17 protein-coding genes and 1 tRNA gene are annotated in these 15,499 nt (G+C 35.1%); 4 read left to right on the top strand and 14 right to left on the bottom strand.

All coding sequences use genetic code 11. The features are described from left to right. Positions 1 to 51: 51 nt before the first annotated feature. From QY321_00270 to QY321_00235, 8 genes are all read right to left on the bottom strand, one after another. Positions 52 to 501: a hypothetical protein gene (locus QY321_00270; protein WKZ24859.1), complete on the bottom strand. Its 450-nt coding sequence runs from the start codon at positions 499 to 501 to the stop codon at positions 52 to 54. 164 nt (positions 502 to 665) lie between these two features. Next, positions 666 to 737 (bottom strand) — tRNA-Arg (locus tag QY321_00265). 14 nt (positions 738 to 751) lie between these two features. Continuing rightward, positions 752 to 1,384, bottom strand: a complete 633-nt coding sequence (locus QY321_00260) for a hypothetical protein (protein WKZ24858.1) — start codon at positions 1,382 to 1,384, stop codon at positions 752 to 754. Between the two features lie 140 nt (positions 1,385 to 1,524). Beyond that, a complete protein-coding gene (locus QY321_00255) occupies positions 1,525 to 2,412 on the bottom strand; it encodes a rhodanese-related sulfurtransferase (GenBank protein ID WKZ24857.1) in 888 nt (295 codons plus the stop codon). A 19-nt stretch (positions 2,413 to 2,431) separates the two neighbouring features. Beyond that, positions 2,432 to 2,737, bottom strand: a complete 306-nt coding sequence (locus QY321_00250) for a metalloregulator ArsR/SmtB family transcription factor (protein WKZ24856.1) — start codon at positions 2,735 to 2,737, stop codon at positions 2,432 to 2,434. A 58-nt stretch (positions 2,738 to 2,795) separates the two neighbouring features. Next, positions 2,796 to 3,353: a cob(I)yrinic acid a,c-diamide adenosyltransferase gene (locus tag QY321_00245; GenBank protein ID WKZ24855.1), complete on the bottom strand. Its 558-nt coding sequence runs from the start codon at positions 3,351 to 3,353 to the stop codon at positions 2,796 to 2,798. Between the two features lie 58 nt (positions 3,354 to 3,411). After that, positions 3,412 to 5,691 (bottom strand): ATP cone domain-containing protein, encoded by a 2,280-nt coding sequence (locus tag QY321_00240; protein WKZ24854.1) that lies wholly within the window; start codon positions 5,689 to 5,691, stop codon positions 3,412 to 3,414. Beyond that, positions 5,688 to 6,236, bottom strand: a complete 549-nt coding sequence (locus tag QY321_00235; protein ID WKZ24853.1) for a hypothetical protein — start codon at positions 6,234 to 6,236, stop codon at positions 5,688 to 5,690. Before QY321_00235 ends, QY321_00240 begins: the two co-directional genes overlap by 4 nt. Before the next feature lie 197 nt (positions 6,237 to 6,433). On the opposite strand from QY321_00235, the gene QY321_00230 reads away from it, so the two are divergent. Continuing rightward, positions 6,434 to 6,637, top strand: a complete 204-nt coding sequence (locus QY321_00230; protein WKZ24852.1) for a hypothetical protein — start codon at positions 6,434 to 6,436, stop codon at positions 6,635 to 6,637. A gap of 339 nt (positions 6,638 to 6,976) precedes the next feature. Here the strand turns inward: QY321_00230 and QY321_00225 are convergent, their stop codons facing one another. Continuing rightward, positions 6,977 to 7,483: a hypothetical protein gene (locus tag QY321_00225; protein ID WKZ24851.1), complete on the bottom strand. Its 507-nt coding sequence runs from the start codon at positions 7,481 to 7,483 to the stop codon at positions 6,977 to 6,979. A 248-nt stretch (positions 7,484 to 7,731) separates the two neighbouring features. Between QY321_00225 and QY321_00220 the strand changes: the two genes are divergently transcribed. After that, positions 7,732 to 8,337 (top strand): hypothetical protein, encoded by a 606-nt coding sequence (locus QY321_00220; GenBank protein ID WKZ24850.1) that lies wholly within the window; start codon positions 7,732 to 7,734, stop codon positions 8,335 to 8,337. Between the two features lie 166 nt (positions 8,338 to 8,503). Beyond that, complete coding sequence (locus QY321_00215; GenBank protein ID WKZ24849.1) at positions 8,504 to 9,142, top strand: hypothetical protein; 639 nt, start codon at positions 8,504 to 8,506, stop codon at positions 9,140 to 9,142. A gap of 17 nt (positions 9,143 to 9,159) precedes the next feature. On the opposite strand, the gene QY321_00210 is transcribed toward QY321_00215, so the two are convergent. Then, on the bottom strand, positions 9,160 to 9,912 hold the full coding sequence (locus QY321_00210; protein ID WKZ24848.1) for a tryptophan-rich sensory protein: 753 nt from the start codon (positions 9,910 to 9,912) through the stop codon (positions 9,160 to 9,162). Between the two features lie 4 nt (positions 9,913 to 9,916). Then, the gene (locus tag QY321_00205) at positions 9,917 to 10,270 is read right to left on the bottom strand and encodes a DUF1653 domain-containing protein (protein WKZ24847.1); all 354 of its coding nucleotides are present in this window, start codon (positions 10,268 to 10,270) and stop codon (positions 9,917 to 9,919) included. 222 nt (positions 10,271 to 10,492) lie between these two features. On the opposite strand from QY321_00205, the gene QY321_00200 reads away from it, so the two are divergent. After that, a complete protein-coding gene (locus QY321_00200) occupies positions 10,493 to 11,806 on the top strand; it encodes a hypothetical protein (protein WKZ24846.1) in 1,314 nt (437 codons plus the stop codon). Positions 11,807 to 12,033: 227 nt separating this feature from the next. On the opposite strand, the gene QY321_00195 is transcribed toward QY321_00200, so the two are convergent. From QY321_00195 to QY321_00185, 3 genes are read right to left on the bottom strand one after another with little or no spacing between them, the layout of a single operon-like run. Continuing rightward, entirely contained in the window at positions 12,034 to 12,714 is a 681-nt protein-coding gene (locus QY321_00195; GenBank protein WKZ24845.1) for a hypothetical protein, read from the bottom strand. Positions 12,715 to 12,746: 32 nt separating this feature from the next. Beyond that, a complete protein-coding gene (locus QY321_00190) occupies positions 12,747 to 14,438 on the bottom strand; it encodes an ATP-binding protein (protein ID WKZ24844.1) in 1,692 nt (563 codons plus the stop codon). Beyond that, a complete protein-coding gene (locus QY321_00185; GenBank protein WKZ24843.1) occupies positions 14,425 to 15,495 on the bottom strand; it encodes a DNA cytosine methyltransferase in 1,071 nt (356 codons plus the stop codon). The genes QY321_00190 and QY321_00185 overlap by 14 nt, the downstream gene beginning before the upstream one ends. Positions 15,496 to 15,499: the final 4 nt, after the last annotated feature.

Here is a 15,499-nt window from a genome sequence, read left to right as displayed (position 1 = left end):
AACCAAATAAAGGAAAATAAAAAACCCGGTGTATAAACAACCGGGTTAAAATCACCTTTCTATATAAGCTCTATTCGTTAAAACAGTGGCTATTCTTAGACCATCTCCTCCTCCGTCACCAACCCAAAGAGCTTCATCTGGATTGTTTTTTAAAAACTCTTTTGTATTAAAAGAGAAGTTTTTAAATTTGACCCTTGAGCTATAAGGCTCATAAAATTTATACCCAAGCTTTTCTTTAAGTGGGTAAAAAATTTCATGGTCCGGATGATTTATGTCTGATAGAGGAACAAAACTTCCATCCTCATATCTTATGTTTTCTAACACTTCAACCCCTGCTCCGGTAAATTCGTAACGAGGAAAAAGTATATCCTCTTTTTCAACAACGAAGCCGTGGGGTCCCCAACTTGACTTAGAAACTCTATCAAGATCGGCATCGCTGACTCCGCATGATGACAAAATTGGTAAAGCAATAATAATAAATAAGAAAATGATATTTCTCATTTTTTAATTCTCCTTTTAGTTTTTAATTAAACCAAAAACCCCGAATTGTTCAGAATCTTGGGCTTAATCACAAATGTTTCTTAAAGAACCATATCTTTAATTATAGCATATATAACAAAAATAGTCAATAGTAGACTATTTTTTATTTAATATTAGCTATTTTGTGCCCTCGCTAGGAATCGAACCTAGATTTTGAGTTCCGGAAACTCATGTCCTATCCATTAAACGACGAAGGCGTTTAATGTTTAATTTAGAGGGGCTTAAATTCCTGCCGCAAACGAGAATAGATTTCCTCAAAGTAGGTGCGATCAAATTCTGCGTTTGGATTTTCTTTATTAGGTAAAGAGATAACCGCCACTCCCCGCAGTCCATAACAATACATTTGTCCAGGAAAGCTATAAACCGTTTCTTCACGCACTTGTCCGTTTTCTGTAAACCTTGCCCTAGCTACCGAATATTCTCTTTCTCCCTCTGTGATGGTTTCTTCCTTAAGTGTACCTCTAGCAAAGTATAGGGCGCTACAACCGTTAAAGAGGGGTAAGACCTCTAAACCAAAATATGACTCCCTGGTTAAGCCTATCTGCTTGGCGGTTAATTCAGGCATCATAACGGCTAAGCCAGGGATGCCTAAGTCTTCACCTAAGGCTTCGTAAACATACTCTTCATTTAATCTATATGTTTCAGGATAAGAGGCTGAGAAGGAATATAGGTTGTCTATAAAAGAAAACCAAGTTTGTTCATCAGCCCCAAGAGGTGTTGTTCTAATGCTCTCTTGTCTGTCCTGTGCTTGATTAACCTTTTGGATAATAAACAAAACCACAAAAGCCAACACTAAAGCTCCCAGAACTATTTTATGAACCATGGTAAAATGACGATGTTTCATATCTTTATAGTAAAACTATTTAAAACAATTATATTATTGTTTAAACTTAATATCTTATATTATACTCCTTTTCTTATTTTATTGCAAAAACTTGTTATAAAAAACCATCTTAGAAAGAATATGACTATTGGATGGGTTGTTTATTCTCTAACAACCTCTTCAGGTGGTCGGCAGCTTCTTAAAACATCACGCCTTTGGTTAAAACATTCTTCGCAACAAATTACTTTTCTTGAGGGACGGACATTATCGTCGCTATAAAAACTTTCAGTTAAAGAAGAGCAGTATGAACACCTCCCAATAATCTCTCTTTCAGAAGAGTCGGTTAGGGGATCGGTTAAGCGGTTATCAAAAACATAAAGAGAACCTTTAAAATGAGAGGTTGGAAATTTTTCCATGTAAGTATGAATACCGTCTTTTAGCTGATATAGGTTATCAAAGCCATGACGCTTTAAAAGGCAAGTAGCTTTTTCGCAACGAATACCGCCGGTACAAACGGTTACGACTTTTTTACCTTTAAGTTCTTTAGCCTCTTTTAACTCTTTAAGTTTATTGGGTAAGTCTCTAAAGTTTCTTAAACCAGGATCAAAAGTTTTTTCAAAACGACCAACCTCTATTTCAAAATCATTACGAAGATCAAGCACAATAAAGTCTTCATCTTTTTGGTACATAGCTTCCAACTCTTCAGCAGTTAAAGTCGGGGCGGTTTCTTCGGCAATATTAAAAGTACCGGCACCAAGCGTAACAGCTTCGGATCTAACCTTTATTTCTAATTTAGTAAAAGCCTGACCATTACCCTTACTCCTTTTAAAAACCAAATCACTAAATAAAGAATTCTTCTTTAAAGCTTCTTGGTATTTTTCAATAGCTAAAGTTTCTCCTTCTAGTGTTCCGTTAATTCCTTCACCTGACACTAAAACCCGACCCAATAAACCAAGCTCCTTACACAAAGCCTTTTGTTCATCACGCAAGGCTTGGGGGTTTTCTATGTTAATAAATTTATAAAATAAAATTACAGTGTATTTGTTCATAAAAACTAATTTATAAAAACTAAATTCTTTTCTGGGAAAGTTTATGAAGAATCCGACAAGGCTCCACTATGCGCGGATCAACGATCTTATAATAACTATTAACTCCGTTACGTCTAACGGTTACGAGGCCAGCGTGACGCAAAAGAGAAAGATGTTGTGAAACATTGGCCTTAGCTGCTTTAAGGGTTTTAACCAACTGTTCCACAGATAACTCTTGCTCTCTTAATAAGTTCAAAATTTCCAAACGCTTAGCATTAGCCAATATCTTGTAAATATCGGCATTGCGTAAATAAGCGGATTTTGGTAATGGTTGTTTGATTGTCATAGTAAATAAAGTATAATAAACAATTAATAAAAAAACAAGATGGTAATAATAAATATAATCAATAAGTAGGTTTTTCTTCCTTGTATCCCTCCTGGTAGTTTAAATACCTAGCCATAGCGTATAAGAAGCTAGATAGACGATTAAGATAGGGGATGGAATAGGTTATAAGATTTTTCTTTTTTCGGTAAACAGTTAAAAATCTTCTTTCGGCCCGGCGTACTAAAGTCCGGCAAAAGTCCAAATGAGCAGATACCTCACTGCCGCCTGGTAAGAAAAAAGATTTAGCTTTGGGCATAGCTTCTTCCCAATAATTAATTATTAATTCCAAATCTTTAATATCCTCTTTCTTGATTTTTTTATCAGCTCCGGCCAACTCAGCTTGTAAACAAAAAATCTTATTCTGTACTTTTTTAATTTCTTTTTCATAAAAAACTTTTTGTTGATTTTTTATAAAATAAAGTTTCTTATCTCGCAGTAAAAAAGCTAAGATGCCAAGATAAGAATTAAGTTCATCTAAAGATCCTAAAGCTTCAAAGATTGCGTGATCCTTTGGTAATCTTTTTTTATTAAGATAAAGAGTGCTCGTACCTTTATCTCCCCGGCCGGTATAAAGCATATTTAATAACCTAAAGATAATACAAAAATTATCTAAAATAATTATCTGTAATTAAAATTTATATTTCACAAGCACCACCGGCACAAGCCAACTCTTTTTTAATATCTGTCTGATCTTCTTTTTCGTAAGTTATAATTTTAGAAAAATCTAAATCACCAAGACGACGTTTCATATTCTCATAAGTTTCTTTATCTATTGGCTCATAAGGAGCTAGGGCGTAAACATGATTGGAGCGAGGCAAAAAAGACAACCCACCAACAATTTCCCAGTTTTTGTAAACCCAGTCCGCCACCGCGATCCACTCGTCTTCGCCCACTGAAATAGTTACTGAAGGATTATGTTCAGTAAAAGCCTTTTTAACTTTCTTCCAATGCTCTAATTGTTCAAGCGCTCCAATGTCATCTTTAAAGATTGCCCCACTTGGTGCTTTAACCGGAAACTCTAAAACAAAAGTAGTAGCTTCTTCTTCAGTTTGTCCAACTTCTGGTAGATAAGGCACTCCCTGATCCTTTAACATATGAAATAAAGCATCCGTAGCAGAAATTCTTACCCGACGAATATAATAAGGGGCGTGTCTGGGGTGCATACCAGAAGAGCAGTCCACTACTTGCGAAACCGTACCGGATGGTTTAACACAAGTAATACAAGTAGACTCTTTAACACCAAATCTTTTAGCATATTTCTTATTGGTTAAAATCGCCAACTTTTTCATTTTCTTTAAAACCTCTTCATCTCGTACTGCCCGACAATCCCATTGTCCGGTAATGGAAACTCCTAAAAGTGCTTCTTGTTCACAATTCTTCTTCCACTCAGTAGACAAATAGGGAAAATAGGTTAGACTCGCTTGGTAGGTACCTAAAATAGTAGACAACCTTACTTTTTCCAAAAGGCTTTCTTCATTATCCTCAGCTCTAGCTACCACCTCGCTTAAATTACAAAACTGTTTAGAGCGTAAAATAATCTCTCCGCAAGGATTAGTTCCCCAAGCAGGAAAATTATTGTCCTTATACTTATCTAAGCGCCTTTTAGGTAGGGTTTCTTTTAAACCCCCGCGATTAAAAATACCTCTTTCGCCACTACCACTTTTAGCTAAGGCCAACCATTCCTCAAGAAACTCCGTAGCTTCAGGTTTTTGGTTATAGACCGCGGAATTATTAGCTAACATTCTCTGTGGTTCATTGTAATAAAACTGTCCTTTTTTAGCGTCTCTTAAGGCTTCATCATCCAGATCAGACAAAGAAATAGTGGCACTCCTTCTAACGCCTCCGGCTACCACACATTCTCCTATCTTACAAATAATGTCATGCACATCCAAAGTACCCAAGCGCCTACCTTGCTTACGAAAAACTCTTTCTCTGGTAAAATCAAGTAAAGATTTAAGCGGAGCCGGGCCAGAGCTCTTGCCACCCATGGTTTTAAGGCGAGAACCGGCAGGACGAACTTGAGAGTAATCAAAAACCAGATCACGTCCGGCAAACCAAGCCTCAAGACCCAAAGACAAGGCATCTGCCCAACCTTCCTTACTATCTGCCACTACATGAGTCTCGGGCTTTTGAGGTGTTTGTTTTTTAATTTGTGGTAGTTTTTCAACATTCTCACTTTCAACAGAAAAACCCACCCCTGTACCACACATACAGACATACATAATTTCGGCAAAATCCCTAAGACAAGATGGTGCAATAAAAGAACAGTTATACGCACAGACATTGGTTCTACGAGCGGCGGGTCCGGCAAATTGCAATAGACGCATAGAAGGCATAATCCTTTGCTCTAAAACCGCCTGTCTAAGCTCTTCATATTCGGTCTTAGTTAAGGCTGTCCCAAGATTTTCTCTCATAAACTCAAAATAACGATCAACAGTTTCCACCCAGGTTTCACGTCGTCCTTCTTCAGCGATCCAACGAGCATAGGTTCTGTAATAAACAAATTCAGCTAAAGGGTTCTTAAAATACTTCTTACTCTCTTTAGCTAGTTCCCTAACTTTTTCCGGTACAAAACCAATCTTCTTACGCAAAAGACTTCTTTCTTGGCGATACAATATATAAGCCTTAGCGGTTTTTCCAAAACCTGAGTCAATTAATTCCTTTTCCACTATGTCCTGAATAAATTCTACCTCTGGAATATAACTTTTCCCCTTATAATTCTTTTTAATTATTAAAAGATTCTCTAAAACCCCTCTAGCGACTTTTTCCGCTAATACCTCATCTCCTTCTCTAACCGACAGCATAGCTCGCCAGATAGCACGGGCAATACGTTTAGGATCAAAAGGCACAACAGTACCATCCCGCTTGCGAATTTGGCGCAGACGAGCGTAACGTGGTTTGCTTAGACTAATCATATGGGTTTACGCGTTAATAAATTAAACAAAGTTTTGGTGGCCAAAAATTTATTATCTACAACAAATCTATAAAGAAGAGGAGAAACAGTTAAAGCTAATATTAAATTACCTAAAAGATGTCTGGCTGTAAAAGGGATTTGCCCGATCAGGGCTTCCATAAAGCTTTGTCCAAAGAATAAGGGACCAAAAGCCAGACCAGTAACAGCGTCAAAGGCTAGGGTGCCCATTAAAGCGAACTTAGCGTAAGCTAAGGGGCTGTTTTTCTTGTTTTTAAGGTAGTAGGCGGCCCAAATACCAAGTAGTCCATAGGCAGCGGCAACAACACCAGTCCAGACTCCAACTCGGCCGGTAATAAAATCATAAATAATAATACTTAAACAAGCGAAAAGAAAGCCGGCTATCTTGCCATAGGCTTTGGCAAAAGGCATCTGGGAGGTTAAAATAGGCTCCAAATTAGCCGGTCTAAAAGGAATAAGGCGAAGTAAAAGACAAACTAAAAGACCTAGAGAATATTTAAGCCAAGGAAATTTATTAAAAGAGGTCATAGAGTTAAAAAAAGAGACAAAGAGTCTTTTTAAATTTAGGAGTTTCGAAACTGCTAAACTATTATACACCTAAAAAAAGAAGTGGGCAAGAGAAATATAATTTTGCTAAAAATGGATAAAAAAGAAGAAGAAAAATGATTTATTGACAACTAAGAAAAACAACTATAAAGTACGAGTAAACTAAAAGTGGGGATAACTTGGAAGGATTAATAAATATTAAAAGTTTTTTTAAAAAAATAACTTTAAAAGTGATTAAAAAAGAAAGAAAGTTAAAGTTTAGTGACTATAAAACACTAAAAGAAGCTCTTAAGAAAGAGGTTAGGACAGTAATAAGGTTCTTAACAGGTGGTTTAATAGCCGGAGGGTTATATTATGTGGTTTTTATTCCACTAATAAAATAGGGGTATGGTATATCTACTCCAGTCTAGCTGCTTTTATTGTAAACTACTTGGTGGGCTTCCTAATACATAAGTATTGGACCTTTAAAAACAATAATAAAAAAGAGGCTCTTAAGCAGAGCAGGCAATACTTTGTCTTAAAAACCGGGACAGTTATAGTTAACTCCCTAATTCTAATCTTAAGCATTGAAATATTTAAACTAACGGAAATATTATCTCAGTTATTGGCAACCATGCTTATAACTGTAGTTAACTTTCTAGTAACAAGAAAGATTTTTAAACAAATAACCCCGCAAGAATAATTAATAATTGCGGGGTTTTGATTTTTTAAAAGAAAGGGTATTATCTCTTATCCTCAAGAGTAATAGTCCTTAGATTAAGTGCCTCTTTTTTATCTGCTAGATTTTTTATGATTACCATAGATGGCTCTTGGGCATTAAGGATTGCCTCATAGGGAGTTTGAACAAGATAAACACAACCCTTGTCATCTTCTCCAGGCAGCCAGAATCCTGCTCTATCTGCACCAGTGTGGGCACAATTTGAACCAAGACAACCAACTAATTGTAATGGATCATTACTATGAACAACTGCATGTTTGGGTATCTGAAAATCTTGACGCGGAGTATATAATGTAACAGGATCGCCAATAAAAATCGGCTCTCTACACCATGCACAACGAATTGACATTTTGGCAATACAATCAAGACAATAGTCAATAGAACCGTTTTCATTCTTTGGCATCTTAGTATTAATTGTTATACCAAAGGCTGATACTGGACCTCTTCTTTTGGTATTATGACCACATTTTGTGGCCTTATATCGTAAAAAAATACTTGATATAATACTCATATACTATTCTCCTTCCTTTAATTTGAAAATGTGCTAATTAATTTACAATCTAACACTATGTTTAATAATATGTCAAATAAAAACTAGCTAAAACGTCTTTTTGATTTTTTAAATAAATATATAGGATAAAAATATTAAAATTAACCAGAAAAATCCACTATAATTAACTATTTTACCGAACTTGACCTTTAAGCCTATTAGTATTAGTCTTAAACAACAATAATTTTTAGTAATTTAAAAATATAAAAATGAAATTTCTATTTGCTTCTCGCAATAAGTTAATTTGTTTAAAGGCTTTTGGTAAAAGCCCGAAAATAAATTTTTCGCCAGATTTTATCGCCTTGGTGCTTCCGGAAATAGGGATTTCAGCCCCTCACCTGGAAAGACGTATTCGCAGATCTAAAACAAAAGCGAATATGACAGATTCGGAAATTCAAAGATATCTTAATCCCTCTCTGCCTTTTACTCCCACTGAATTAGCGGTGGTAGCGGGTGGTTATCTTAAGCAACAACCTTTGGGAGAGAAAGGAATGTTAATGATAACAACTAAGAGTGCTTTTAATATTTTCCAGATTCAAATTTCTTCCGGAGAGTATCTAACTGCTTTGTTATATTGGGATTATGATAAAGGTGGGTGGCATTTTGATGTAGTAAAATTTGACTCATTAAAATTCTCACAAGATAGATATATATTCTATCGTCACCCTCCATTCTCTGAAATGAAAAGTTTTAAGCCGATTATTGATCCATATCATCTGGATAGTAATAAATGGCACAGTAAAGAAATACTGGAAAAGATTTCCTTACTAAAAGAAGAAGTTGAAGCACTGTATAAAGCGGTAGCCTCCAAATAATTTTGTTTGGAGGTTTTTTTATTAATAATGTTAGTTTTAATCAATAATAACTAAATGACTATTTCTTATAAAATGAGTTTAAATATTAACTTGCTTTTTTATATAATATTATTATAGTTATAGTATATATATAATAAAATAATTCTAAAAAAATAAGTCAATAAATATGCTAAGAAAAAGCCCAAAAGTGTTATTTGTAGATTGGCATAAAACTTTATCTCATTCTTTTTTTTGGTCGCAATTAAGCGATAAAAATCACCCCTACAATAATTATCACCAAATAATAGATCAATGGTTATTTAAAAAAAATAGTACTCTAGTTGAAAAATGGATGTTGGGTTTTTTTACTGCCGAACAAATCTGTCAAAAGATTTCTGTAGAGAATAATTTAAATGAAAAAATAATATATTACACACTAAAAGAAAGTTGTGAAAATATGCAATTATGTTCAAAGGAAATAATAGGAATAATAAACAAGCTACGTAAAACAGGGATTAAGGTAATAATAGCTACCGATAATATGGATACTTTTAGGAGGTTTACTATAAAAAAATTAGGGCTAGATAAAATTTTCGATGATTTTCTTATATCCAGTGAATTACAAACCTTGAAATATAATATCAGTAATAACACCATGCCTTTTTTTGATACTTTTTTAAAAGAAAATCAATTGCAATATAGTGATGCTGTGCTATTAGATGATAGTGAAGAAAAATCAGGTGTCTATAAAAAATTAGGTTTTGAAATATCTCTAATAAAAAACAATGACATGCTTATAAACCATTTAAAAAGCTTTTTTATATAAAATTACAGTTACTTTATTTATTTCTTATAAACCAACCTAGTCGTAAAGAATGTAAACAAGGCTAAACATAAGATCACTGTGGTTATAATACTGGTATATTGTCCATTAAAACCATTACTAGAGATATGCTTTAATAATATTCCCAAATAGGCCCAAATTAAAACCAAGGCATAGGCAATATTTTTGTCTTTATGCACTCGCAGTATCCCAATTAAGGCTCCAACCAGTAAGATAATAATGGTCCAAACAAAGTCGGCAAGACCAAAGCCGTTCCAACCTATACTCACTAAAAATATCGTTACGTTGGCAATAGTAGCTACGGTAATCCAACCAAAATATATACTAAAAGGTGCCCAAATAAGTAATTTATCCCATGAAGCAAATTTCTCTTTTCTAATAATATCGGCAATCTTAATAAGTAAGAAAAGAAGTACTGCCATAATAATTACTGAGAGGGCGATATAATCATAATGCCAAGAAAATATCCAACAAATATTAGCTAACGAGGTGCCAATAAAAAGCGGGTTAATCTTTTTAAAAAGCTTCTGGGTCTTTGAATCATTATTTATATACTGATAAACCACGTAACCAGCCAATAGAAGATAGATTAATCCCCAAATGGAAAAAGTTACTCCAGCCGGGGCAAAAAGGTTAAGGTAGTCATCCGATATCTGCCCAGTAGAACGATTATTAATTGGCAGGGCATTAGCCAAGAAGTTTACCACCACCATGGCAACATAACTAAAGCCTGTAAGTATTTTTATAAACATATTTTTATGAATACATTTCTTCTCTAATCTTTTTAAGTTCGTTAATAATATTAGGATCACTAATCTTTTGAAAACGCGCAAAGGTCTTTCCGTCTTTATTAACATCTTCCATCCACATTTCCAGTGGGCGATTATCAAAACAAGGAATATTAAGTTCTTTTGAAGCTAAATAAACCGCTGATTCATATAAAGGGCGATAAACCAGAAAATGTTTCTCACCAGGACGAGGATCATCCTCGGTATGAAAGCCTAGGCCTATAACCTCATAAGCATAGTTATTCACTGCTCCGTTTGGATCATGCTTATAGTGATAATAAAAACCAACTTCTGGTACTCGCTTTGGCATTAGTAATGACATATTTTTAGCTTATTTTAAGTCCTTTAATAATTGAGGAAAGTCTTAATCCGTGTTAGTATTGATATAAGAATTTATTTTAAGAGACCTTGTTATACTATTATACTATATAAGGCAAGAATAATAAATAACTTGGTATAAATAGGGGTTTTTCTAAGGAAAGGAAAAGAGAGAATAAGATAACAGATAAGATAAGTTAAGATAAGCTAAGATAAAATAATCAATATGTGGCATATCACAAAAAAAATACAGGCGTTATCCTTTACTTTTGGTACCTACGAAGTGGACACAAAACGTTCAATCATTAGCTTTACCTATAAGGTTGAGTTTAAATTAGGCATAGTTAAGACTTTTACCGATCGCCTGTTTTTAAAAGATGTGCCTCCAGAGTCCTGGGCTAAAGTACCTAAGGCTGTCTTAGAACCAACCCTCCAAGCTCTTCTTTTAATGCTTGGTATTAATTATTGGAGTGCTTTCCCAACTAAGAACATTAAAATTGAAGGCTTTAGCCTTACACATGAACAAGCAAAATTTTGGGACTCGCTTTATTTAAACGGACTTGGAGAGTTTTTTTATCTTCTGCAAATAGACTTCCGTAACCTTATTGCTTTTCCTTATGACAACTCTATTACCGCACCAACTCCAACTGAATTTAAACTTCCCAAAAGAGCTCTTCTTTTAAATGGGGCTGGTAAAGACTCTATTCTCTCGGCTGAGATATTAAAAGCAGCTGGTACACCTTTTGACTTTTTCGCTTTTGCTCCAACACCAGCTCATGAACGCACCGCTAAGCTCGTAGGGGCAAAAACCATTAGTGTTAAACGTCGGAGAGATCCATGGCTTAATGCTATCTTATCTGGTGCTTATCCATCTGTTTCAACTTTTACCTTTATCGCCATCTTGTTGGCGGAACTACTTGGTTATGACTCAATAATTTTTTCTAATGAACGAAGTTCAGATTTCGGTAATCTTAAATACCTTGGTTTAGAGGTAAATCATCAGTGGTGTAAATCATCTGAGGCGGAGAAGATGATTAATAACTACATACAGTCTTTTATTACACCCAATATTTCAACCCATTCGCTTTTAAGAGAATACAATGAGTTAGAGATTGTAAAACGTTTTGTACAGTACCCAAAATATCTTTATGACTTTACCAGTTGTAATACCTATTTTTGGCTACCACGTATACAACAACAATTATCTCGTACCAACTACTGGTGTAAGAGTTGTCCAAAATGTGTTTTTCTGTTTGCCTGTTTTTCCGCCTTTCTAAAGAAAAAAGAGGTGGTTAGCATCTTCAGTGCAGATCTCTATGCTAGAAGACGTCTTCTACCCCTATTTAAGCGTATTCTAGGCATTGAAGGCTTTAAGCCTCTTGATTGTGTGGGAGAGCCGGAAGAAATGATTCTAGCTATGCACTATGCAGCACGTAGTAAGGAATATTCCGGGGAAGTAGCCATAAAACTTTTTGAAAAACATTTTCCTCCAGACTATGATTTTAATAAACTAATAAAGGAGGTGTTTTGTGAGGAGTAGGGGTGGGCTCTTTAAATTTGTAAATTGGCGGTCGTTTTTGATTGATGTTCGAACTTTTTTTGAGCAAAACCCCGACTGACGCGCGCGCTGAGCGCGTGGCGGCTCTGAACTAAACCGTACGCTCCGATTGCGTAGTGAAGCGAACATCGCGCGCCTCGTGCTCCCTGCGGTCGCGATGCCTACTCGGTGCTTGCTTCATGTTCGCTCGGTAGCTTCGATTAACATATTTACCAGATAATCTCACACCAAACATATTCACTGAAAACCATGCGAACTCCTTCATCAAAAGTTAAGTAACGATATCTATTTTCTTGTACTTCAATCCAAGGCATTCCGATAAAATCCCTAACCATTAGGATATTCTGCATTGCTCGACTACCAACCTCAGGAGCTTTACTAGCATACGGAACTGTTTCAAAAACATCTCTTGATTCATCTGATAACATTTCTAGCGTGCCGAAAGTAAAACTATTAACATCCTCTTCTTTCTTTGGTTCATTATGCTCAAAAAGCGTATAACCTTGAGCAATTTTAAATAAAACTTTCCTAAAACGTTCTAGCTCGATTAAAAAAGCTTTTTGTCCTTCTGGTGTTTTTGTTACAGCTTTTTCTAACTTATTCAATAAAGCTTTCTTTCTTGATAAGATTGCACGGATTTTATCTCGTTCAATCACTTTCAAGTCTACGCTTCCTACTCGGGCACACTCAATCAAACAAGCAAAATATTCTTCATCTAAAGAATACCCCTGATTACAGATTTTGCAGGCTCGTATAACTGGTAAATTTTCTGGGTATGGTTCATCAAGCAAAACCTTGGGAGGGGTATGCTCTCTTGTTTCTATTCCTTTGCCACAGTAAATGCAAGATTCTATTTGTCTCACATCTCCAAAATTCTCACGCTGCTTCATAATTATTGATTACGGATACTTATCCATAAAAATTAAACTGACTCTGTATTATCAAGACGTCTGAAAAGGTGAGACAATAAACCCAGGGCATCAAGACAATCTTGTTCCGTATATATCTCAGACATCTTTAAATCATGCGGCTCTTGGTGTGACACAGGGTTTCTAAAAGAGGCAATCATTGCTTGGGCCAATAATCTATGCCCGCGACTAATCGTTTCTTTTGTTATGTCTGTAATTTCAGCACCAGTGTTTACGTTTTTATATGAACTATACTTTTTGACAACACTTAGTACCGCACCTTGTTCCTTAAAAGCATGGACTATCACCTGCTCCTCATTACCGTCTTGTTTTGATATTTTAGCTCTAAGTAAAGTAATGTATCTTATTGTGCCCATTCTTACCGCTTCATAGTAATTTTGATCTGCATAGTACTGAAATACAGCATCACTTAAATTGCTGTGGAGATTTTGATAATGATAGTAAGTGTATGGAGGTAAAACATTTTTTAAATGCTTTACCGCACCAGTTATTTCTTCATTTGATAATTCGGAATCACCAACTATTTTTTCTAGAACTGGTATTAAATCAAGTTTAATTTTGTCTGGAACATTTTCTTGCCATTCGCCTATTGTAATATCAACTTTCTTTAATTCATCATCCAACTTTGTTTCGCGAATACTTTTTCTCTTTACACGCCAATCCCTCTCTATCCATTTAAGAAGATTTTGCAGGCAGAGCCTTAATTTTTGCATTTCTGGATGATCCCAATTTAATGTCTGTCGGTTAGTTCCAATAACATCTTCGTCTAATTCATCTATAAAATCTACTTCTAACCACCCTGTTAGATAGTTAAAAAAGTGACTTGATGTACTATCAGAAAAGTATTCTGGAAGATTTACTAATTTCTTTCTTGAAAAAAGAGTAACCCCTCGCATATTTGTATTGGGAGAAATTGGTTTTTCGGTGGCAAGAAGGTGCCCTGTGATATTTTTAAAATGTTCACAATCATCACCAAACTCTACGTCTTTTGGTACAGTCCACTCAACTTCTGCAGGTGTCGAGGCATAACGTCTAGTATTATCAATTTCTATCCATTCATTATCATTGTGAGATAATTTAATATTAAAATCATCTGGTAAAATAAAATATTTAGAAATACTATCTGCTAATGTTTCAACATCGAAATTACTCACCCTCTGTATTTTTCTTAAAGTTACTATTGTCCCGTTATCTTCATCTGTATCCTCATCCAATATCAAAATTCCTGGTTCATAGTTTTCTATTCCACCCTCCTCATTCTCCATGCGCATTATTGCTTCCCAATCCATTACAAACGAGTTCTTTTTATTGTCTTTAATTGTAATAATCTCAATTTCGTGAGCAATTCCGAAAAATGATAATTTTCCAAGACCTTTTTTCCCGATAACCTTTCGCCCTTTTGGTGACTCATCTGTCGAATTTTTAACACGTCTATTTCTGCCGATTGTTAAAAAACTTTCGTTGATTTCATCAAAAGACATTCCATGTCCGTCATCAGATACCACTATTTCTTTATTTTCAGAATCATTAAGTAAAATTTTTACTTCTTTAGCATCAGCATCATAAGAATTTGCAATAAGTTCAGATACAACTGGTGGTAGTGTAGAATACATTTTCACACCAAGATGTTCTATCGTATTGGGCGCAAATTTCATTTGCAATTTTTGTGTACTATTTTCTAGCATGATGATTTTTGATTATGGTTTTTCCAATTTGCTTTGCAAAAAGTGGAGGGACTGCGTTCCCGATCATTCTTGCAATCGTAGCTATACTGTTTCCTACAAACTTATACTTTTTAGGGAATGTTTGCAGGGTAGCACCCTCACGCAAAGAGATTGCTCGATTTTCTTCTGGATGAGCAAATCTACCATTTGAAATACTGAAAAATTTTGTAGTTATTGTTGGAGCTGGTTTATCCCAAGACATTCGTCCATAAGTATCATTAAAAGAAATATTTCCAGCACCTTTTTTGTAAGCGTTGATTTGCAAATTTGTATTTGCCCACGAATGGCGTGTGCCACCATTTTTGGGAGTTAATTTGAGGCGTTGTATGTTTGTATCACTCAAGCCAGCGGCAGTGTGCAAAAAATCAGTATCATCCTTATGTCCTGCTGAAATTGTTTTGAAGCCGTTTTTCTTTCCTATGTAATCTGAAACAGTCGGGCAAGAATGCTCAGGTTTTGGAAATATTTCTTTACCAGCAACTCTATTGGCAATTAGAGAAAACCTTTTTCTCGTTTCGGGTACGCCGTATTCATTTAGGTTTACTATTTCGTAGTGAACTGTATATCCTTGCTTTTTTAAATCATCGACAAATTTATCTAACCCACTTTCTTTGTGCTTATTTAAAATTCCCGGAACGTTTTCTACGACAACATACCCAGGGTTGTAATATTTCACAAATCTATGAAATTCATGTAGTAAGTTTTTAGATTTTTGAGACTTATTTTTATTTGTTCGAATAATCGTCCAATATTGACAAGGGCTACATCCAACTAGAATTAGATTATTGTCATTCTTTTTTATATCTACTTCTCTTGCTAAATCCTCTTCGTTTAGTTTCCCGACATCAGCAAGAATGTACTTTGCACCTTTTACATTCGCTTCATATGTATCTTTGCAATCAGGATCAAAATCAATTCCTGCTATAACGTCTATCCCAGCTTGTTGCAAACCAAAACTCATTCCTCCACCAGAACAGAAGAAATCGATTGCTTTTAGTTTTTTATTTAATTGATTCATTTAG

The sequence above is a fragment of the Patescibacteria group bacterium genome (assembly GCA_030583705.1).
GTDB lineage: Bacteria > Patescibacteriota > Patescibacteriia > Patescibacteriales > Patescibacteriaceae > Patescibacterium.
The sequence above is the reverse complement of the archived record's forward strand: the minus strand, read 5'-3'. Positions and strand labels throughout refer to the sequence as shown.